This window comes from Teredinibacter waterburyi (assembly GCF_001922985.1).
Classification (GTDB): Bacteria; Pseudomonadota; Gammaproteobacteria; order Pseudomonadales; family Cellvibrionaceae; genus Teredinibacter; species Teredinibacter waterburyi.
In genome coordinates this window covers 14,534-36,496 of record NZ_MRUH01000010.1, presented here as the reverse complement: position 1 = coordinate 36,496, position 21,963 = coordinate 14,534, and the positions used below count along the sequence as shown (strand labels likewise).

The following is a 21,963-nucleotide window of genomic DNA, read 5'->3' as shown; positions in this document are numbered from 1 at the left end:
AAGTGTGATATTTTCCGCTGCGTTGCTGCATGTGCTACTCACTCCACGGCTCGTATTCAAATACATTGCGCTTTATTTTTGCCCGATAGAGTGCCGCATCGGCGCGCTTAAAGGCCTCTTCAAAACTATCGCCGCAATTAAAGTGGGTGATACCGCTACTGACAGTAACACGCAATTTTAGGGTCGGCTCGAATGGAAATTGCTCAACCACATAACGTAACTTTTCCGCCAATGCCAGCAATGCCTCAAGGCTAATACTGGGGCAAACTAACACAAACTCCTCCCCCCCCCAGCGCGATAAAATATCATCCGCACGAACATTAGCCGCTACAAGATCCGCAAAGTTTTTTAGAATTCGATCGCCAATGTCGTGCCCCTGAGAATCATTAATGTGTTTAAAATGATCAATATCGAGAACGACCAACCCCAACCCCTGCGATAAATCCGTCGTCTCACACAGGAGGTGTAACTTTTGATAAAAGCCATTGCGGTTTTGCAAGCCGGTAAGGCCATCGGTAACCGAGCGCGCCTGCAAGGCTTTTTTTTCAGCTTCGAGCGAAGCCGCTCGGCTAGTAAGATCATTTATTTCTGTAACTCTGCGTCGATATATTTTCAACAAACGGTAGTAACGAGAACCTGCTTCAACAAGAAGATAGGCAACCCAAAACGCCAAAATACAAAGTAGGAAATTTTTCTTCGATATGCGCTCGCCCACAAGTGCAATGCGATTAACTCTAACATTATGCTGGCCCGGTTCAATTAGATCGATACCAAGGCTGGTAATATTATCGAGATCAACCGCTGCGAGATCCCGCGGGGCGTTATGCGCTAAAATCCACCACTCAGCTACACTAAACTCACGCAGACTGACGTAAGTAGTCCCGCCTTTAAGATCCTCTGTTCGCAAAAACGCTGTCATAAATTTTGGCGAGTTAAAATCGGTAATATCAGAATATCTCGGGTTGTGATTGCGCAGATGAAGGCGAACATACTTCCCCTTACCGATATAGTCCATCTGCACAGCAAGGCCATCATATTGTGAAAAATCGATGCTGTTGGTTTGCGCGACGAGGCTTTCTGACTCAACCGGTTTTAGGGCTTCAATTTCAGCTTCCGCTTCCTGTTTGGCTTCAGCTTCTTCCTGACTTGGCACTATGCAGCTTTGTTCGTTTTCCCAGCCCCAGCCGTCGCCGTCAGGATCAACCGCCGCTTCGCTGCAGGTAGGCACACCAGTTTCGGTCTTTACCGCCTCCTGCACTGCAGCAGAGTCGGCCGTTACTAAACAACTGCTATTGTTTTCCCACCCCCAGCCATCGCCATCGGGATCTGCGGCACGTGAGCTACACACAGGTGCCGCAGGTTCTGGTAGCGGATCATCTTCTGCAACCTCTTGCCCCGTTGAGGCTGCGGTATCCACCATACAACTCTGCTCATTTTCCCACCCCCAACCATCGCCATCATCGTCGCTTTTACCGCTAGTACAAATTGGGATTGCCGTGTCCTGATTCGATTGCTCATCTTCGTTCGCATTAAACTTCCACGTGAAGGTTTCTCCGCAGGTCGCAGCGTTTGGCTCTTGGCTATAGTTACAGGTCCACTCATTTTCAATTTGGTCTATCCAGCCGACAGAGGTTGCCGCACTCTTGTCAGTCGCTCCATAGAGGGCAGGAAAGGTACTAGCTCGAGGATAAATAACGAATGTTTTTTCGGGAATATAAGGATGCAGGACGATCGCGACAACCGTAAGCAAGGCAAAGGTCGACCGAATAAGTATGAGTGTGTGCGATTTCATAGATTCTACTAACGCGACCCAATATTTATTTGCTCAGGAATAGTTCGTCAAGCCAACCGCCGATCAGCTATTAGCTTGAGTATAGAGCAAGATATTGGTGTCCGACGGCAGTAACGACAGCGGTATCGCGATTAATTGCGGCAATTAGGGTGTTTTCACCGCAACCGATTACCTGCTGCCACTTAAATGCACAACCAACAAGGGGCAGAGCTGCTAAAGTTCACCATTTTTATAGAGGTTTACAGCAATATCCACCGCACGGGCAGTTAAAGCCATATAGGTAAGTGAGGGGTTTTGATGAGAGCTAGATGCCATACAGGCACCATCGGTGACGAATAAGTTGGGCACATCATGACACTGATTATTGCCATTCAGCACTGAGTCTTTTGGGTCTCGCCCCATTCGCGCGGTTCCCATTTCGTGGATGGCCAAGCCTGGGGGATCATCAGAAATACGGGTGGTGATATTTTTGGCGCCAATCGCCTCAAGTATTTCTGCCGAGGTCTCGACCATATCCTTCATCATTAGGTGGTCGTTCTTGGTAAAACGGCAATCAAAATGAAGTAACGGCATACCCCACTTATCAGTCTTACCTGTATTGAGACCCACCTGATTCTCAAACTTTGGCACCATCTCGCCAGATCCACCAAGGAACAGCCCCCAGGGGCCCGGCTTCTGCATTTTATTTTTAAAATCTGCGCCAAACTCATTTGTCCCCATACCGTGATGCAAACTACCGCGACTTGCCCCACCACGCAGGAAGTAACCGCGAGAAAAGGCTTCGGTTTGTTTGCCCAGATTTTTAAAGCGCGGAATAACGGGGCCGGTTGGCCGACGCCCTATGTAGTAGTCGTCCTCGAAGCCGTCGATATCGGCGCGTGCAGTCGCGTTATAAATGTGATCCATTAGGTAGTGACCTAACACGCCGGAAGAATTGGCAATACCGTTAGGAAAACTTTCAGATTTGGAATTCAACATAATCTGCGTAGTGCCTAAGGTAGAGGCACAGAGAAAAACCATATTGGCGTGATATTCGCGTGTTTCTAAGGTTTCTTCATCGATCACATTAACACCGGTGGCGCGATTCGTTTTTGCATCGTAAATTACACTGTGAACCACACTGTGACAGGCAATACTTAAATTATTGGTTTTAAGTGCTGCCGGTAGAGTTGAACTTTGTGTCGAGAAATACGCCCCGAACGAACAACCGCGCTGACACTCGTCACGCGCCATACATTTGGTTCGACCTTGATCGAGAAAAAACTGGGTGGGCTCACTCAAATGCGCACAGCGGCCCTGAATATATTTGAGATGCGGATATTTTTTTTCGATAACTTTTTTCGCGTACTTCTCAACGGCATTCATTTCAAATGGCGGTAGAAACTCACTGTCGGGCAGCGTCGGACAATTTTCAACACTACCGGAAATTCCGGCAAAGCGCTCAACGTAGGAGTACCACGGCGCTAGATCTTCGTAGCGAATAGGCCAATCACAGCCATTGCCATCGCGTAAATTTTCTTCAAAATCCATCGGACTCCAACGAAAGGATTGCCGATGCCATAATAGTGAGCGACCGCCAAGTTGATTGCCGCGAATCCAGTCAAAACTTGTCCCCGGCTCCGTGGTATAAGGGTAGTCCCGATCGTTGCCGAAAAAGTGCTTGGTAGCATCGTTAAATGCATAACACTTTCGCTGAGTTTGATATTGATCTTCAATTAGAGCGTGCTCTACTTTACCGCCATGTGGCATTTCCCAAGGGGCCTTGCCTTCGCCAATATAATCAGTGCGATGCCTAACTGGGCGACCTCGTTCAACCAACAAAACTTTTAAACCTTTTTCACACAATTCCTTCGCGGCCCAACCGCCTGAAATACCGGAACCCACTACAATTGCATCGTATTTTTGTGAAGACTTTTTTATTAGGAATGGGTCGATCATGGAGGTGCCTGCTATTTCGTTATTAAGGTTTTAGCTATGTTCAGCATGCTTCGTGTTTTAAAAATATACGCTATTCAAATACGGTGCTGATTTAGGCTAGAAAAAGGGAATGGCGTAAGCTTTTCCACCGTTATCCGCAAGACTGAAGTCGGCAGAGTAACCACCCGGAACAGCGAGATAAACTAATTCTTTACTCGCACCCTCTTCCGAAGAGTAATAGCCAATCATCGTCATGGTTTTCAGTTTTGCAAACAGCGGGTAACCTTGGCGATTAAACGGAGCACGCCGCTCGGCAAGCGCAGCCATTACCGTAACCTGCTCAGCCGGCGATAGCGCCCAATATTTCTTATGCCATTTACGCTCAATCAATTCACCGGCATCCGTAAGTGCCGCTACAAATTGCGCGGCTTCGGCGGACGACTGACAATGAGCCAACTGATGATCGATAAACCCATGGGTATTAACCGCTGCGGCGCCCTTGGTTTTTGTTGGCGGTATAATGACGTCAACAAGTGCAGCCAGCAGCTTCATCCCCGCCGGTGTCAACATTTCGCCCTTTGATGCTCCCTGCTGTAGAGCTGGCGCACTCTCGGGCATTCCCGCCAAAGTATTCTGGGAAAGCAAGCCCGCGCAGCTAGCGGCTAGCCCCGCCAAAATTTCGCGCCGAGTAAGCGACGCAGGTTTATGGAATGGATGTTGCGATGTCATTAGAGAGCCCTCCAAAGACCTTGGCCAATAGTTTTTTTAATTTACACCAGCAAAGGTGTAATTAAAGTGGATATACATTTTATAACTATAGTCCGTAGATCAAGTTCCGCTCATCCGCTATATTGGGCGCGGTATTCCCTAACAGCCGCATCATGGAATTGATTTTATTCCGATGCCGTCCGCCGTTTATGGCCTGAGATTTTTACCGTCTCTTATAGATAGGATCCTAGATATGCAAACCGGTTACATCGCTAAACACAAACCGTATGAAAACACCTCCAATCGCGATTTTAGTCTTGGCAAAACATTGCGCCGTCCGCTTCGTGCACTTCGACAAGTATTTGCGCCCGCCGCGCCGTCTGTTTTCTTCACGTTAGCCATAGGCCTTACAAGTATTAACGCTTTTGCGGAACAATTTAATGTATTGCTGTTTACTAAAACCGACGGCTTTCATCACACCAGCATTAACCAAGCTGTAACGGCAATGGAACAGCTCAGCGACAAGCACCACTTCAAAGTCGATTGGCACGAAGACGCCTCACAAATAAATGATGAAAATTTAAAGCAGTACGACGTCATCATGTTTTTGCTAACAACGGGCAACATTCTTAATGACGAACAACAAGCCGCGATGGAACGTTTTATACAATCTGGAAAAGGCTTCGTCGGCGTGCATAGCGCATCGGACACAGAATACGACTGGGACTGGTATACCAAGATGGTCGGGCGCACTTTCCACATTCACCCTGTTATTCAAACCGCTGAACTATCGGTTATTAGCCGCAAATTTCCCGGGCTAGAGCGCATGCCAAATAAACTCCTGTGGACAGACGAATGGTATGAGTTTGGCGCTGAACGAAGCGATGATTTAAATTATATTTTGAGTATCGACGAAAGCACCTATGACCCTAAAGCCGACTGGGGACGCGTTGCTGGTGACGGCATGGGGAAATTCCACCCGGTGGCTTGGTATCATAACTACGACGGCGGACGCGCATTTTATTCCGCTCTTGGGCACATGGGGTCAACTTATAGTGATACGCTCTTTTTGGAGCACGTTTATGGCGGTATCTATTGGGCTGCAACCGGTAAAGGCATGAACTCCACTGCGGATAAAAATAAAAAGTAATTATCAAACACTATGAGCACTAAAAAACTGAACAAGGGTTCGGCAGGTCAAAACAGGAAGTTGAGCGAACAATTTTTAGATAAATTTCGGCGCAAAGCGGATGCTATCGTGTTGCCGTCGGGCTTAATTTACCGTGTATTAGAAGCGGGCACCGGGCCCTGTCCAGAATTTTCCGATAAGGTTAGCGTTCATCAGAGAATATTGACTGCGGATGGGAAAGTTATTAGCGATACCTATAAAACAGGGTTAGCGGATAGCTTTCTCATTTCCGAAGCTATAGCTGGCCTGCAAGAGGGCCTACTGCTTTGCCAACTCGGAGGCCGCTATGAGTTTGCCATTCCCCCTGAGCTCGCCTGGGGTAAGCGAGGAGCCAACAATAAAATTGGCCCCAACGCCGTATTACTGTTTGATATCCGCCTACTTGATTTTGAATTTAATGAAGACTAAAGCGCAATATTTAATCGTAGCTTCGAAATATAGATTCTGTATCTATACCAACTAGGCTATAAGGCCTATCTGAAGGCAGCAACTTCAATAACTTTTCGATCTATAAATATAGAGTAGCCACACCTGTGGTGTTAACTGCGCTCGCTCGCTTGATTTTTTTACTGTAAATAATTAAATATATGTACGCATTAGTTTGTTTATACATAAAGGCGGGCTATATTTCATATTCAAAAGCAGTATTTTTTGGGAAGAGCTAGAAAACGTGATTAATGACTACTGGATAGAAGACGGCAAACTATTGCTCACACGCTATACCGGCTCGGTTACCGGCCAAGAGATGATCACCTCGACTCTTGAAAAAAGTGGCGACGAGCGGTTTGATCGCGTTAAGTATATTCTGCAGGATTGGACTCAAGTAGAAGATGTCTATGTAAGCAGACAGAACGTCCGCGAGCTTGTCGCTTGCCTGCGCCCCATTAGCCGTATTTGCCCAAAGGCTAAAAATGCCTCTATCGTCAACCCCGACGATACCGGCAGCGCACTAATGGCTTGGTATAAATATCTCGCTGACGACCTCACTTGGGAGGTCGATATCTTTACATCACACGCCGAAGCAGAGGCTTGGTGTGATCTCTACCTTCAATATGTGCAACGCCAACAACACCTCAACGAAAGCTCAGCTTAAGTTCAAGCCTACCAATTGCCGAGTGCACTTCCTATTCCTATTGCAAAGACTCCTCTACGCTATACCAAAGTTCGGGACGTTGAAGTGGTGTTTCCGGTGGGAGTCTAGGATTTCCAAACTCGAAAATTCTCCGCTTATCTAAGCGCGCCTTTTTTATTGACTCACCAAAATAACGTGTAAAGAGCGCTTGAAAGCTACCATCGGCAATTGCTCTGTCAAAACCACGAGTCAGTATTGCTGCCAAATTATGGTTGTCATGACCGACAAAGAAATAAAATGCTGTCGGATAATGGATAGCAATCGTATTTTCGATTACCAAACCATCGGCTTCAGTTAGGGATTGCTCGTCCCAAACTTCGTTCACGCCCCGCGGAAACATATCCACCCGCCCATACTTCAACAAATGAAATACATTATCGCGACCAATACCGGTACGCACTTCAAAGCCAGCGTGCCGTAAAATATTGGTATCTGGCCAATCGTGACCCTGCCCCAATGTCAACTGCTGTAGTTGCTCAAGGGTGCTAATCTGCGCGAACCTTTCTTCTTCACCAGCGTTGATGAAAGACAGACGCCAACCACCTATGCCTCGGTATATTGGTATCCGTATAGGCAGAAGCAGACGCTCGCGCTCTGCATCAGCATGCATCCAAGCAACATCATATTTACCGCTATTCAAAAACAGCACATTGCGACTAGAAGGTACCGGCGGGACGGCGACCGCCTCGAGTAGGTAATCGATGCCAGACTTGCTCATCACCAGCTCGAGCAAATCGATAAAGTGTCGCGAGCGCTCGGCGTAAACCGTGTCGCTAGGCACGTGCGGATGCCGCACTACCCAGACTTTTGCTGCAACATCTGTGACCTTCGCTACATCTATCTGTGATTCGCTAGCGGCTATATCTGCCGAAAATAGCCACGCTAGGCTATACAGCCAAAGTGATATGGTGCGGGGACTTAATAAACGTTTCATGTCATACGGGACTCACCTGCTCCATTCGCGTCCAGTCGCAGTATCATACGCACTTCAGACGACGTAACCGGTTAAATATTTCCAGCCACTTAATAAGCCATTCTACGCGGCTGCACCAAATGTACTTTTAAGGTCTAGAGTACTTTCAATCCCGTTAGTCCAATCTAGCGAATAACGGGTTACAACCAATAGTCTAGTTAGCTCACACCCGTTCTGCCCTACTAATTCCTCAGCAAGTTGCTATAAATTTGCTAGTCTTAAGCTGTAACCGTCGTTCGATTCCTTTCGCAGGCCTTATAACCCATTTTATTGATTAAAGATGAACATAAAATTTATAAACTTCCTAAGGCTATTTGTGTTGGCGTTCACGATCTTCGCGATAGCAGGTCATGCATTCTTGCCAAAAAAGAAGCTGGTATTACACCCGGCAAAGGCGAGCATCTTCGAACTCTTCACCGATGAAGGAGCCGGCGGCAAGAGTAGCGTTGAGTGGATCGACGCAGAAAACTATAGGTGGCAATGTATACTCCGCGAAAGTGAGACCTACCCGGTGTGTGGTTTTTCTATCGTTTTATCTGAGCGACCCTATAAAACAATGGATCTTTCCAGCTACGATGCATTAAAAATTAAGCTGCGTTATACCGGCGGTGCGCAAAAAATTCGGGTTTATTTACGCAATTCAAATCCCGCCTACAACCCCTCCGGGGACATTGAAGAAGCCAAGTTTGAATCGATCGTTATTCGAACCAGCGATATCGAACAGGAAACAGAGATCCAGCTCTCTGAGTTTTCGGTTGCAGACTGGTGGAAAGACCAGTACGACATCCCTCGTAATCTGTCTCAGCCGGAATTTAATGCCGTTATTGCCATTGGTATAGATCAGGCTCCACCGATCCAATATGGTACTCATCAATACCAATTATCCAGCCTCGTCATGACCGGCGACTGGATCAAGCAGGAGACGCTCTACTTATACGTCATTTTGTCGTGGATGCTGGTATTGGCGTGGGAGGTAGCAACACGTCTTATCCTCCTTTATCGTCGCGCCCGTAGAGACTCCGCCAACCTAGAAGCCCTTCAAGCAGAAACCGACAAATTTCGCGAACTTTCTCATACCGACCTACTGACTCACATTGCCAACCGTTCCGGGCTCGATATACACCTTGAAGGCATCATAGAAAGGCAAGGTAACCTCAAAGGTTACGTGCTCATGATCTTGGATATCGACCACTTCAAGCGGGTTAACGATCAACGCGGCCACGATGCTGGCGATAGAATACTGTCTCAGTTTGCGAGCCTTGTGAGCGAGTCTGTGCGCGCCGACGACTTTTTTGCCCGATGGGGCGGAGAGGAATTCGTGATCATGCTTAAAACAACCGACACCGGTACGGCGCTTGCCGTGGCAGAAAAAATACGCTTAAAAATTCACGCAGAAACGATGGAGCCGCAGCGGCCGTTAAAAATTACCGTCTCCATCGGTGTGGCGATGATTACCGGTAACGAAAAGTTTAATAGTGCATTCAAGCGTGCCGACAAAGCCCTTTATCAAGCCAAACGCGGTGGTAGAAACTGCGTCATCCTAGCTGATAAGGCATAGCCAGCCCTTTACCGGTAGCAGGTGCCAGCCTCCCGCCCCCTCAAGCACGTTATTTCACTAAAAGTAATCGCCAGTTATAGTTTTGGTGACAATATGCTTATAGTTAACTTGACAATATGGCAGCAGAGCTATTAAAGTGGCTCCATTAGCGAGATAGCAGTTCACTGGCACTAGGCCTAAGCCGGTCAGCAGACGAGTGAAGCATGTTGATTACTCACTATTATCCTAGTGATTGTCTTATGAAGGTTTTCAGCGATTACTCAGCTTCGGCTGGGTGTTCAAGGCGGACATTGTCCGCCTTTTTTTTGCTTTGAGTTTTACTTAGGAAGCTTGGAACGACTCCGCCGAATGAACCTAAACAGAAGCTCAATTGGCCGGAGTGTTTTGATAGTTACCGCTATCGACCTTTGTTACAAAGCGTCTAGCGGTACTAGGGTGAAGCAACTACCGATTAGCTGGCCTCGACGGCACGGCGACGCTGTAATTCAGTTTCGATAACCTGCATACGTTTCGCGTCCAACGGGTAAATCGTCAAAACAGCCATACCCAGTAACGCAAAGCCGGCTGGGATAAAGCTCATTAGCAATTTAATACCTTCTAGCGACCCCGCAATGGTTTGCTCATCGGCAGAGTTATAACCGAAGCCGGCAAGTACGATCAACACCAACGCACCAGCAAAACCGCCTCCGGTTTTATTGATGAAGGTTCCTGCAGAATAGATTAAACCAGTAGCGCGGCGATGATTTTTGTATTCAGAATAATCCGCAGCGTCACCCAGCATACTGAAGAACAGCACCGGCATAATCGCGGCAAAAATTTCCCCGATACAACCAAACACAAACACTAGCGTGATCTGATCTGGCCCTAGAAAGTAAATCACGCTGTTAAAACCAGCACCGAGTAGCATCGACAAGATAAACAGGTTTTTCTTGCTAATAAACTCAGTGATATAACCAGTCACTGCCGCAGTAAACATTGACACCACCAACAGCGCCATAAAAAACATCTGCGTCATCAGTTCGTTTTGCGCGTAATACTTGAAATAGTAAGCAATAACCCCGTAACGAATGCCGTTAAACATCATAAATAAGAAGCCAACCGCCAGTAACACCACCCAAGGCTTATTGGTGATAAGGTCGACCAAATCGCGCTGGGTATTCGACAAAGCCTCGGCCGGACGCTTAAGTAACCAACGTATCGCCAAATAGGTCACCGTCATACCGCATACAAAGAACAATCCAGACTTCCATTCCCGATAGTAGAAAAACACGGTAATGGACAGTAGCGGCAGCAGGATAGCCGGTAGGTTAACGCTAAGATCTTTCAAATCTTGCTTCAGCGACCCCTCTTGCATCGCCGGCGGTTTTACCCGTTCTTTGGTGGTGTAGTAGGTAATCATGCAGAAGATGACCAACAATGCGGCGAACAGATACATGGTGTATTGATAGCCAGCCTGATCATTGCCCTGCCCAAAGTACTTCACCAAAGTAAGCGTAAACCCAGACACCAGCAAGCCGCCACCAAAGGCGCCAGCAAAACGATAGCCAGACAACACAGCGCGCTCATTAACGCTAGGTGTCATAACACCCATTAGCGCCGAATAGGGGACATTGTTAACCGTATAGGCCAGAGTTAAGCCGATATAGGTAATGTAGGCATAAATGAGTTTGTTGGTATAGCTCATATCGGGCGTGGAGAAACACAGCACCATAAACAAACCCAGCGCAGGCGCCGACCACAATACCCATGGCCGAAACTTACCCCAGCGCGTGTCCGTGCGGTCGGCAACCATGCCCATAATAATATCGGTAATACCATCCGACAGGCGCACCAGCAAAATCAGCAAGGCGGCATGGGCGGCAGTCAAACCAAAGGTATCGGTATAGAAAATAGCTAAATAAGCCAGCGCACCACGCCAAACAAAGTTCGCGGCGGCGTCCCCAAGTGAGTAGCCGACCTTCTCGTAGAAGGGCAGCCGATGTGGATTCGGCGACATAAAAACCTCAATTTTCATTATTGTAATTAGTAAGTAAACCCAACCGCTTGTAGCAAGCTACACAGCTGGGCTCAGGTCTTTGCATAGGTTAGGTAATGACATTTTTTAAGTACGCAGAGCGACCCCCCGCCCACGACGCGCCCCCCAACTAGCAGCAGCGAGTTTGCACCACAAGCTAAAACTTCTCAATGCTACTTTGGTATGGCTAAACGCCATAAAGGAAAGATAAACACCGCTACCGAGGGCGCTAGTAACGCAAACGCTAGGGTTGACCGTAGATCAAGAACTAGTATCACTGGATAAGAAGTACCAGAGGATATGAGACCGAGCAGATGGAGTACCGTCGAACGGCTTGGTGTAGCTAGTCGGCTAGCCTCAACATACGAGCTACTCGGTTAACCACAAGATATTGGTAATCACACGAGGGTAGTACAAACTGCCATGTGCCACGCCAGAACGGAATTGATCGGAACACGCGGACAACGGCGCGCCCAGTTGCTGCCAACGCACATGAGCGCGATCGGCACGGGCTTGCGCCTCGCCAAAATTGAAGCCCAACACTTTCCGTGCGACAAACTGACACAGACCTATTTTCGATGCCCAGGAGTTATCCGCGGAAGACGACAGCTGCCACCCACCATCCTCATATAGACACAGGCCGTCATCCAGAATTGTGGTGAGGTGCTGCTTCAATACCCGTATATAGTCGCCATAATCCCCTGCTTCCGACACCGCATCTTCTAGCCCCATGACATATGGGTAAACCAATGCTTCGATTGCCGGAATAATGGCACTGCGATTTTCGCCGTCTAGTACCGCTGGGATATAGCCTAATTGTGGATCAAAGCCTGCGGTTAAAGTCGCGGCAGAACGCCGTGCGGCTTGCTTTGCTTGATCGGCCAGATCATCGCTATCGATCAAGCTAAACAGATGATGAAGTACCACATGGCTAGCCCATATTTTGCCCCCAAGATAAATGTTGTTGCGAGCCTGCCCGAGGGAATGATCAAGTGAGTCGTAGGTAGTAATTTCACCGCCACCGAGGGTACGAGCAGATTCAAACCCCATCAAACCATTGCGCTGATCCGCCTCTGGATGATCTCTATTCAGCAAGGAGGTAAAACAGTCCTGCAAAATACGCTCGTAGCGCTGCAGAAAATCAGCGTCATTGGTTTGCGCAATATACACGCCGGCACACAGCACCCAGTTGGTTAGCTGCTCGCAGGTCATATGTGAAAAGCAGGCGCGATCTAAGCCGGAAACTTCGTAAGCGCTCTGCCCCGCTGGGCTCCAGTGGTTCATTACGCCCATGTCATGGGTAAACGAGATTCCACCGGGGTAAAGTTTGGTCGGGGCTGCGGGGTCAAACACCTGGTCATAAAATGCATAGCGAGCCACAAATTGCTCGAGCTCATTGCGCACGGTCCAAGGGTTAAAGCGCATCTCCATAAACAGCATATCGACGGTCAAATCGAAGGTGTTCATCATTAAATATTCACCTTCGTTCACCACCCATACCGACTGCGTTCCATCCCACAACCACTGGGTAGACGCGTAGTAACCGCGGGTCGCATGAGCAACTAAAAACTGCTGCTCTGCCGATAGACCACTCGCGGCCAATTCGCGATCGCGAGTCTCGGCCAATTGGAGATAGCGATCTCGATGTGCCAAACCGAATTGCAGCGCCTGTATCAAGGAGCCAAAGTGCTGGCCGTAGTAATAGCCCATGGCGCGATTGTAGGTAGCCACCCCTTGACGGTAGAAGCCCAATACAATGCTCAAGGTTTTCGACTCGCCTGGCCCAATTTCAATGCTTAAACCGGCGGTAGGGCCCAGCAGAAACTCGGGCGTTTGATGCTGACGGTTCATCGCCGACACGGTATCAAAATCAATAAACGCGTTCGCACCTTCGGTAGCACTGGCAAAACCGATACGCTCCTGACTGCAGGCGCCAACCATTTCGCCTGCGGTACTCTGCCCCAAGCTACTCCAACGATGGTCGATGCCCAGCGCAAACAACCCAGTGATGGGTGAGTTTGTTGAGTTGCGAAAATGAACATTGACATGAATAACCGGGCAGCTAGCAAAGGCCAGCTCCGCTGGCTGTGCCGATGTAGGATCGGGCAACGAAAAAAACGGCGTTACAATTTCAAAGTCGACACATTCCGAGCGGAAGCAATCGCTCGCCCAGCCATAGCCTCGCTGCAGCTGTTGAATAACCTGCAGCTTGCCTTTAGTCCCCTCTTTACCTTCAACATAGCGTTCCGACTCAGAGCCGTCACTGCCTTCGAACAAAGGCAACAAATGTAGCGTTCGATCTGCGTCGAAAAACCCCACGTTAATATCGCCTGGGTAAGGGCCTGGCAACTCAATTCCCATTCCCCCTTTCGCGCCAAATGCGCCGCAGGTAAAAGAGGCGTGCGCCCCCATTGGAGAGTGATGAGCATGAAATGAGGGCGTAGATGTAGAGCTAGTGGGCTTCATAAGACTGCCGCTGTATGTGTTTGAGAAGAGAGGTTTGAGTATACGACGATCTACCGAAGAGCCGCATTGCGTGTAATCAAAAAGATTAACACGGAATACGGCGCGCGGAATCGGATCGTGAAATAGATGTGCTAGCGTTTATGGATCTTGGCGACCAACTGCTCTAAATCAACTCGCGCAGTGCGCATTTGTTCAGCCGACTGAGCGATCTCGCGCGCTTGATCGGCGGTTAAATTAGCGATATCAGTGATATCGCTAATATTGCGGGTAATATCATCCGACACGTTAGCCTGCTCTAGCGCGGCCGATGCAATAAGCTGGTTTAACCCTGTTATGCGATCAACCGAGGACCGAATCGCTTGCAGCATCTCACCCGCTTGATTCAGTTTTAACATACCATCAACGGATTGCTCACCACCGGTTTCAATGGCTTTCACGGCCTCGTGTGCACCATTTTGCACGCTAGCAATCATTTGGTGAATCTCAGCCGTGGACTCTTGGGTGCGTTGCGCTAGGGTTCGAACCTCATCAGCAACCACCGCAAATCCACGCCCTTGCTCGCCGGCACGCGCGGCTTCAATTGCAGCGTTGAGTGCGAGTAAGTTAGTTTGCTCCGCGATGCCGCGAATGACATCTAACACCTTGCCCACTTGCGTGGTGTCCCTTTCCAGGCTGAAGATTACCTCGGTGGTACTGGAGATATGATCTTTCATCACGCCCATGGTTTCTATAGCACTTCGCATGGCCGACTCACCCTCTACCGCGGCTCGATCTACGTCGGAAGATGCCTCCGCGGCATCGGCAGCGTGCTGGGCAACCTCTTTTGCGGTAGCGCTCATCTCATTCATAGCTGAAGCCGCGTGGTCAGTTCGGGAATATTGCGTTTCAGTACCACGCTGCATATCACTGGAAACTCGCGTTAACGCATCGTCTGTGCGCTTTAAACCATCCATCAGCGTGTAAATTTCTTCTGTGGACGCACGCAACTGTCGTTGCAATAAAGAAATCGCTGCCGCCATTTCACCCAGCTCGTCTTCCCCCACAGAGGCCACACTAAAATCTAAATCGCCTGTGGCCAAGCGTTTTAAGTCGTCAATCATCATCGCCACGGGCGCCGCGATCATGCGCTTGCCCAGCAAATAAGAGCCAAAACCAACTACCAGCATGGTAAAGATAACGCCGCCCATACCAACCAGCACCGCCACTCGGGTTTGTGCTGATAGTTTTTCAGCCTCGGCACGCGTTAGCTCATCCAACAAATTCGAGGCCTGCTCAAGACTCTCTGTTGGCTCTCGGTCTAAACCGCGGACAATTTTATCGGCCGCTTTAAAATCGAAACCACCGCTAACAAACGTCCGCTTGGCCTCTTGGTATTTGGGATACACCTCCGCATGGGTATCTTTGAATCGACGAATAAGTGAGCGCGGTTCCGCCGGCAGATCCATAGCCAACAATGACGTCGCTCTGGCTTGCAGGTTTTGCTGGTGCTCTTCAAATTTCGCCCAATATTTATCCAAATCGCGCTGCTGATGCCCTCGAATAAGCACATTTTTCCATTCCTGTACCTGTCGCTTAAAGTTAAGCGCAGAATCATCTATCAAAAAAGCAACGTGCACCTCGCGAGCCATTAGGCTCCGATAACCCTCTATTTTTGCGTTTAAAGAAGCAAAAGTTAACAGCGCGACAATCCCGACTAGGGCTACCCCAGCCACTCCCAGCAGCATAATCTTCGCGCGCAAACTTAAATTAGACATCATCTACTCCAACAAAATGTATTGATGGAAGGAGTATAGGCATAATTTTAGCGACTAGTGATTGATGAAAACATTCGTGCCAAATCCCATTTTCAAGGTAAAAGCTAGGCAGAGCAGTACTAGGTTAGACAATGCAGGGACGCGCGTTAAAGCGGCGGATTTAAATAATTAAATTGCGGCGATGATGCTTAATATTTAAGTGAATTTGACTATGCCAGTCGGTATACCAGCGGGTAAATTCCACTGCTGGCATTGGCTTAGCAACATAGTAGCCCTGAATAAAACGGCAGTCCTCATCAAGTAGTAGTTGATATTCTTCTGCCGTTTCGACCCCCTCGGCGATTGTTTCTTTGCCTAGAGCGTGGGCAAGGGTAATAATTGATTGAACAATCGCCCGAGATTCCGGCTCGGTTAACATTTCCCGTACAAAGGATTGGTCGATCTTCAAAATATCGATGGGCAGGTGACGCAGGTAATTCATACACGAGAAACCCGTACCAAAATCGTCAATCGCGATACGAAACCCCGAAGCTCGAAATTGCTGCAGTGTTGCAATTGCCGTATCGACATCGCCCATCAACATACTTTCGGTGAGCTCGATTTCCATTGAACTTGGAGGAACCCCAGCTTCGCGCAAGATCTGTTTCACCGTTTCTACCAACCCCAGCTGACGAAACTGCAGTGCCGAAAGGTTCACGCTTACACTCATATTTGTAAAACCGATATCTCGCCAATAGCGTATTTGTCGAGCCGCGTCTTTAATAACCCACTCACCGAGGGCGACAATCAAACCGGTTTCTTCTGCGAGGGGAATAAACTCTGCAGGGCTTACCAAACCACGTACGGGATGACGCCATCGAATTAGCGCTTCAGCGCCCCACAACAAACCGGTTTTTCCTGCAATCTGCGGCTGATAAAACAATTCAAATTGTTCTAGCTCGATTGATTCACGTAGGTCGGACTCAAGCTTCAAACGATCAAGCGTCTTGGCATTTAACGCCGGCTTGTAAAATTGATAATTGTTTCGGCCTCGCTCTTTAGCCAAATACATGGCGGCGTCGGCATTTTTGATTAGGGCGACGGAGTTATCACCATCTTCAGGGTAAACCGCGATTCCAATACTTGGAGTCATGTGCAGCCCCATACCATTTATATCGTAAGGCTCCTGCAACGCTTTGCTTAACTTAATAGTGACATCGGCTAAACGGCCTTCGTTCTGTAACTTAGGTATTAACACCACAAATTCATCGCCACCTAAGCGTGAAACCGTATCGCTATCTCGAACAGTGCGAGACAAACGAGCGCCCGCCTCTTTCAGTATTTCGTCACCAACACCGTGCCCCAACGAATCATTAACATTTTTAAAGCGATCGAGATCAATAAACAACACCCCGATTTTTTCATTTCGTCGTCTCGCCTCGGTAATCGCGACGTCTAGCCGATCATTTAATACTAAACGATTAGGTAAACCCGTAAGGCTATCGTGATGCGCAAGAAATTCAATTTGTTCTCGGGAATTTTTACTCTCGGTAATATCATTAAAAATGGCAATGTAATGCTCAACTTCTTGAGCGTCATTTAACACCCGAGTAATCGAAAGCCAGCAGGGGAAAACGCCACCCGACTTCCTCTGATTAGAAATCTCGCCTTGCCAGCAGCCTTTATCGATAAGCTCGCTTTTTATTTCACGTAAAAAGCTATGCGAATGCAAACGCACCCCCATTTGCAAGCTGTTTAAACCCAGCACCTCCGCCAAACCAAACCCCATTATTTTTTCGTAGGAGCGGTTGACTGAAATAATATTAAACTGGCTATCGGTGATAAATATGGCTTCATTGCTACTTTCGAATACTTTCGCCCAAAGCTGCAACTGACTTTCTTGAGATTTACGCTGGGTAATATCCCGCAACACCATCAAAACTTCATCCCGATCACGCGGCAAAATACGCGCTTCCCAAAAATGCGCCGCGACTGAACCACACGTCCACTGGAATTCAATATACTGCATAGAAGACACATCAAAACACTTGGCGATACCCGCTGCAGTGGCGGCAACAATCTCCTCCGGCAGGCGAAATTCCCCGAGACTATCGCTACCACTACTACCGTCTTCTCCAAGCATTCGCCAAGCCTCAACATTAGACGCATAGCTGCCCGCCTGAACATCCAGCACCCGACCATCGCGATGAATCCTAAGGATCATATCTGGAATTCCAGACAGTAACGCACGGTTTTTACTCTCGCTTAAACTGAGATCGGCTAACGCGCGATTGGCTCGTAATAAATAGTGCACATGGTACGGCAGTGCCCCCCAATTGACGGGCTTAGTAATAAAATCGGTGGCTCCTGAATCATAGCCTTGCTTGATGGAGTCGATATCATCTAAGCCAGTGACCATCGCTATGGGGATTTCATTGCATTGCCGAGTAGCCAAAAACTCTCGACACAAATCAAAGCCATTACCGTCTGGCAGACGCACATCAAGCAAGATTAAATCTGGATTTTTATTTTTGAAAAGGATTCGTGCATCCGCACAACAACTCGCACCTATTGCACTGAATCCGGCGTTTTCTAGTGTGGTTTCGATCATCAAACGCGTGGCATCATCGTCATCCACGACTAATATCGTTACCGGATCACTCATGAATCACTCCCCTCAGATTCATACTCCGCCAATAGCAACAACGCCTCATGATAAAGACGGCGAGCTTGCTCCAAATGCTGTTCTGCGCCCTGCAAATTACGCTGGCGACCTTTGGACTCTAATATTTTGCACTCTTCGGCCAAGGCGTTTACACCTAAATGAGCAGCACTGTTTTTTAGACTATGCGCGGCGTTATACAGTTCGTCGGCATCACTCATTTCCAATGCTTCATCTATTTTTTCTAGCGCGCCAACGCCTGACAACCGAAACAAGGTAATAATTTTTGGTAATAAGCCTGTACGCAATCGTCGAATTTGTTCGAGTACAGATTTATCAATTAACGCATCCGCCGGTTCAACATCACCCGTTTGTTTGCTCGCCGCGTCGACATCATTTTCAAGTGCGGCCGAAATACCCCCAGAGTCTTTGTCAACGGAAGCGTTTGCGCTCGGCAGCCAGCGAGACAATATTTCATGTAACTGCTGTGACCCATACGGCTTACACAAGTAATCACTCATCCCGGCTTGAAGACATAACTCGCGATCACCCTGTATCGCATTTGCGGTTAGTGCAATTACCGGCAACGCAGGTTGTTCGTGTTTTGCTTCATGTTTACGCCAACGTCTCGTTGCCTCAAAGCCATCCATCACCGGCATTTGGCAGTCCATTAATACTAGATCGAACCTTCCGGAAGTAAGTTGATGAAGCGCTTCCTCGCCGTTAATGGCCACGACTACACTCACCCCAAAAGACTCCAGAACTGCCAATGCCAGCTCTCGATTCACCGGATTATCTTCGACCAGCAGTACGCGTCCCGCTAACTTCTGCAACGGCTGTGAATGCGGCTCATCGCGCCGCCGTCCCTCTGAAGGTTTGAGCTGACCGTCTCTGCCAGTAACGATCTCAAGTAAGAGATTATGAAGTTCGGATTGACGTACCGGCTTGAGCAACATAGGAATGTCGTCAACGGAGTCTAACGTGTCTACACCACCAGCCGAACTAAGCGCGACTACCGTTAAAGTTTCAAAACCTTTTTTATTACGTACATGCTCGACAAGCTTTTCACCGCTCATGTGCGGCATCATCCAATCGGTAAGCAGTACGTTATACCCTCGCTTTCGTTCTTCTGCGCGCGTTAATTCCTGCAGCGCCTCGGCACCCGACAGGACCAACGTCGGTACAACACCCCACGATCGCAGCCAGTGCCCAAGAATCTCTAAATTGGTTTCATTATCATCGACAACAAGAACTTTCAGTTGCGAAAAACCGTCAACCACTTGATTGTTACGGCTGTCTTCAACTTCGGGAAGCTCGATGGTGAAGTGAAAATAAGTTCCGCGACCAAATTCACTATCGATCTCGATCTTACCACCCATTAAGTTAACCATTTTTTGCGCGATAGCTAAACCCAAACCCGCTCCGCCGTAGCGCCTCGACATCGACGAATCAGCCTGCTTAAAAGCGGTAAACAAGCGCTCCTTTTGATCTTCACGAATACCAATGCCGGAGTCGCGAACGCCAAAGGTTAAAACCACATTTCGTTCGCGACGTTCAATCAACTTAACGTCAACCGTGACCTCACCAGCAGAAGTAAACTTAATCGCATTACTAATGAGATTTGTCATTACCTGCGCTAGCCGACCGCTGTCGCCAACAACCGTCAACGGCGGCAAAGGCGTCTCACACAAAAGCTCTAATTTTTTTCCGTGGGCAATTGGTGCGTATCGTTCAGTTAAATCTTCTATTAAAAGATTTAACTGAAACTTGCGGATATCTAACTCCAGGCGACCAGCTTCGACCCTAGAAAAATCGAGAATGTCATTAATGATTTGTAAAAGGTCTTCTCCAGAACGACGGGTAACTCGAGCAAAACGCCGCTGCTTTGGATCGAGTTCTCCTTCAAGCAACAAACTTGTCATACCCAGAATGCCGTTTAATGGCGTTCTAATTTCATGACTCATCACGGCAAGAAATTCGCTCTTCGCTCTGTTCGCGGCCTGCGCGACCTGCGTTGCCTCCTGTAACTGCGCAGTGCGCTCTAAAACGCGCTCTTCTAGTTGTTCTTGCTGCTTACGCAATTTTGTATCTTGGCTTTCAATACGATCTAGCATCTCGTTGAAGTTAACTGCCAATTGCGCAACCTCGTCATTACTTACACCAATATCTGCGCGCAACTGATAGTGCTCTTTCGTACTTATGGTTTGCGCCAATTTACTCAACTTACGCAAAGGCAGAATCATTTTACTAATGACGTATTGGCTCAATAAGCCGGCGAAAGAAATTGATACAAGCGCTATTAAGACGGTGACAATCAACTGACGATAAAGGCGATCTCGCAATTTTGAGTGATTGACAGAAAGGTTTAACTGGCCGAGAACTTCATCGCCCCACACCACGGCAACGGATATGACTTGATCAATAGGGCGATTCGGCGGCGCGACACCCGTAGTAGCACCCGAATCTGTGGCCGCGCGATACTCGGCAAGTTGCTCGTTACCACTCAGCACAAGTTCCGCGGCGACAATTTTGTCGTCCACACTAAGCGCATTCAGTGCTTGCTGAGCCGCACGCAAATCAAGAAACATACTTGGTGCAGCAAGATTGTACGCCGTGGCCGATGCCAATAAGTGCAACTGCTGCTGTGTCTCAATATGTGCCTGTTTGTTTTGATACCAAATACTCCCCGTAGCCCCGCCAAATACGGTTATCGAGCAGATCAGCATCGCCAACAAACTTATCTTCTGTGACAGCGACCAATTCCTTAGCATCTTAGCCCGTCCTCTCTCGCAAATTACGCGCAAGTTTGAGCAGCTGACTACTCATTATGACTCCGGTCGCTAACACCCTTTCCTTATCGATAAGAATTTCAATACGACTATCAGCGCTGCGTCGAAGCGCGATACACACATTAGGCTGATCTAAAGTCTCGGCATCGGCCACCAGTAAAACGCCTAGTGGAAGTATTTCCGGGAGGATTAGATCGCCACCGCTGGCAGGGAGATAGAGCAGGTTACATTCGCCTAACGACGCATTAATCTGTGTTTCAGAATCAAGATAATCTACCGCTAGCTCACGCCCCTGAAGCTTGCGACCTTCCATCGTTTGTAAGGTTTTACGGGTATCACCTCGTGCACCAATAACGCACAAATGAAACTGCTCAGAGTCGGCGTTCGGCCACTCAATAAATTTAAAGAAGTTGTAAACGAAGGCTACCCTCAGCGCCGATTCGGATGGTCGGGCTGATGCGGAATAAAAGGCAAAACTGAGAAAAATGGCTAAAACTATTCTCAGTTTCAAATGAGGAGTGTATCTTCGAGGACGCCCCCGATAGGCCACTTTCATACTCCATGAACCCTGTTATAAGCTCTAGTCTTGGACGAGCTATCCCTTGTTTTCTTCTGCTTTTTTGGCGTAGCCAAAGTCTGGCGCATTTATCCACATACAACGCTAGACAAATAAAGTGCCTACTCACATCAAAACCCAGTTATTGGTTCGGATCAAGCGCTAACCTGCCATCAACCTTGATAACACAGATGATCGTTACGGCTTGAGTATAGCCTAGAAGCTTTTCTAGCGTGCAGCGGGCCAGCAGCAGGTTCACTAAAGGGTTGGCAACGGCTACGTTTAGATCACATAAACTGGGCTATAGTTGGACGTTTTAGCGAATTAATCGCCCTGAGAATTAACTTCGGAGCGGGTAAGTGAGCAATCACTAGTATCGCGGATCAGCTAGACTTTCGAATTAGAGGTCGTCTACCGCTATCAAGCCTCGTTCGCGATACCCCCTAAATGGGCACTACCTTTAAAGCCTAGCGC

The 21,963-nt window shown here is 48.3% G+C and carries 14 protein-coding genes; 4 read left to right on the top strand and 10 right to left on the bottom strand.

The genetic code is table 11. The features are described from left to right. Positions 1-34: 34 nt before the first annotated feature. The 3 genes from IDZ20_RS01085 to IDZ20_RS01075 all read right to left on the bottom strand — a co-directional run bounded on the left by IDZ20_RS01085 (position 35) and on the right by IDZ20_RS01075 (position 4,438). Positions 35-1,792, bottom strand: a complete 1,758-nt coding sequence (locus IDZ20_RS01085) for a diguanylate cyclase (protein ID WP_188149582.1) — start codon at positions 1,790-1,792, stop codon at positions 35-37. Positions 1,793-2,005: 213 nt separating this feature from the next. Then, positions 2,006-3,730: a GMC oxidoreductase gene (locus IDZ20_RS01080; RefSeq protein ID WP_188149581.1), complete on the bottom strand. Its 1,725-nt coding sequence runs from the start codon at positions 3,728-3,730 to the stop codon at positions 2,006-2,008. Between the two features lie 96 nt (positions 3,731-3,826). Next, entirely contained in the window at positions 3,827-4,438 is a 612-nt protein-coding gene (locus tag IDZ20_RS01075) for a gluconate 2-dehydrogenase subunit 3 family protein (protein ID WP_188149580.1), read from the bottom strand. A 232-nt stretch (positions 4,439-4,670) separates the two neighbouring features. Here IDZ20_RS01075 and IDZ20_RS01070 point away from each other — a divergent pair, with 232 nt between their 5' ends. The 3 genes from IDZ20_RS01070 (at position 4,671) to IDZ20_RS01060 (ending at position 6,699) form a co-directional block, all read left to right on the top strand. Next, positions 4,671-5,567 (top strand): ThuA domain-containing protein, encoded by an 897-nt coding sequence (locus tag IDZ20_RS01070; RefSeq protein ID WP_188149579.1) that lies wholly within the window; start codon positions 4,671-4,673, stop codon positions 5,565-5,567. Positions 5,568-5,579: 12 nt separating this feature from the next. Continuing rightward, positions 5,580-6,014 carry an FKBP-type peptidyl-prolyl cis-trans isomerase gene (locus tag IDZ20_RS01065; protein WP_188149578.1) on the top strand — a complete coding sequence of 145 codons (435 nt, stop codon included), beginning with the start codon at positions 5,580-5,582 and terminating at the stop codon, positions 6,012-6,014. Positions 6,015-6,276: 262 nt separating this feature from the next. Beyond that, positions 6,277-6,699 carry a hypothetical protein gene (locus tag IDZ20_RS01060; RefSeq protein ID WP_245792038.1) on the top strand — a complete coding sequence of 141 codons (423 nt, stop codon included), beginning with the start codon at positions 6,277-6,279 and terminating at the stop codon, positions 6,697-6,699. Positions 6,700-6,736: 37 nt separating this feature from the next. On the opposite strand, the gene IDZ20_RS01055 is transcribed toward IDZ20_RS01060, so the two are convergent. Beyond that, positions 6,737-7,672, bottom strand: coding sequence for a substrate-binding periplasmic protein (locus tag IDZ20_RS01055; protein WP_188149577.1), 936 nt, complete (start codon positions 7,670-7,672; stop codon positions 6,737-6,739). A gap of 319 nt (positions 7,673-7,991) precedes the next feature. Between IDZ20_RS01055 and IDZ20_RS01050 the strand changes: the two genes are divergently transcribed. Next, on the top strand, positions 7,992-9,269 hold the full coding sequence (locus IDZ20_RS01050; RefSeq protein ID WP_188149576.1) for a GGDEF domain-containing protein: 1,278 nt from the start codon (positions 7,992-7,994) through the stop codon (positions 9,267-9,269). Positions 9,270-9,720: 451 nt separating this feature from the next. Here IDZ20_RS01050 and IDZ20_RS01045 read toward each other — a convergent pair whose 3' ends face one another. From IDZ20_RS01045 to IDZ20_RS01020, 6 genes are all read right to left on the bottom strand, one after another. After that, positions 9,721-11,265: an MFS transporter gene (locus tag IDZ20_RS01045; RefSeq protein WP_188149575.1), complete on the bottom strand. Its 1,545-nt coding sequence runs from the start codon at positions 11,263-11,265 to the stop codon at positions 9,721-9,723. A gap of 387 nt (positions 11,266-11,652) precedes the next feature. Beyond that, the gene (locus tag IDZ20_RS01040; protein WP_245792037.1) at positions 11,653-13,749 is read right to left on the bottom strand and encodes a glycoside hydrolase family 52 protein; all 2,097 of its coding nucleotides are present in this window, start codon (positions 13,747-13,749) and stop codon (positions 11,653-11,655) included. 131 nt (positions 13,750-13,880) lie between these two features. Beyond that, positions 13,881-15,503: a methyl-accepting chemotaxis protein gene (locus tag IDZ20_RS01035; RefSeq protein ID WP_188149574.1), complete on the bottom strand. Its 1,623-nt coding sequence runs from the start codon at positions 15,501-15,503 to the stop codon at positions 13,881-13,883. A 160-nt stretch (positions 15,504-15,663) separates the two neighbouring features. After that, complete coding sequence (locus IDZ20_RS01030) at positions 15,664-18,147, bottom strand: two-component system response regulator (protein ID WP_188149573.1); 2,484 nt, start codon at positions 18,145-18,147, stop codon at positions 15,664-15,666. Further along, positions 18,144-20,915 (bottom strand): response regulator, encoded by a 2,772-nt coding sequence (locus IDZ20_RS01025; RefSeq protein ID WP_188149572.1) that lies wholly within the window; start codon positions 20,913-20,915, stop codon positions 18,144-18,146. The genes IDZ20_RS01030 and IDZ20_RS01025 overlap by 4 nt, the downstream gene beginning before the upstream one ends. Before the next feature lies 1 nt (position 20,916). After that, a complete protein-coding gene (locus IDZ20_RS01020; protein ID WP_188149571.1) occupies positions 20,917-21,444 on the bottom strand; it encodes a YfiR family protein in 528 nt (175 codons plus the stop codon). Between the last annotated feature and the right edge of the window lie 519 nt (positions 21,445-21,963).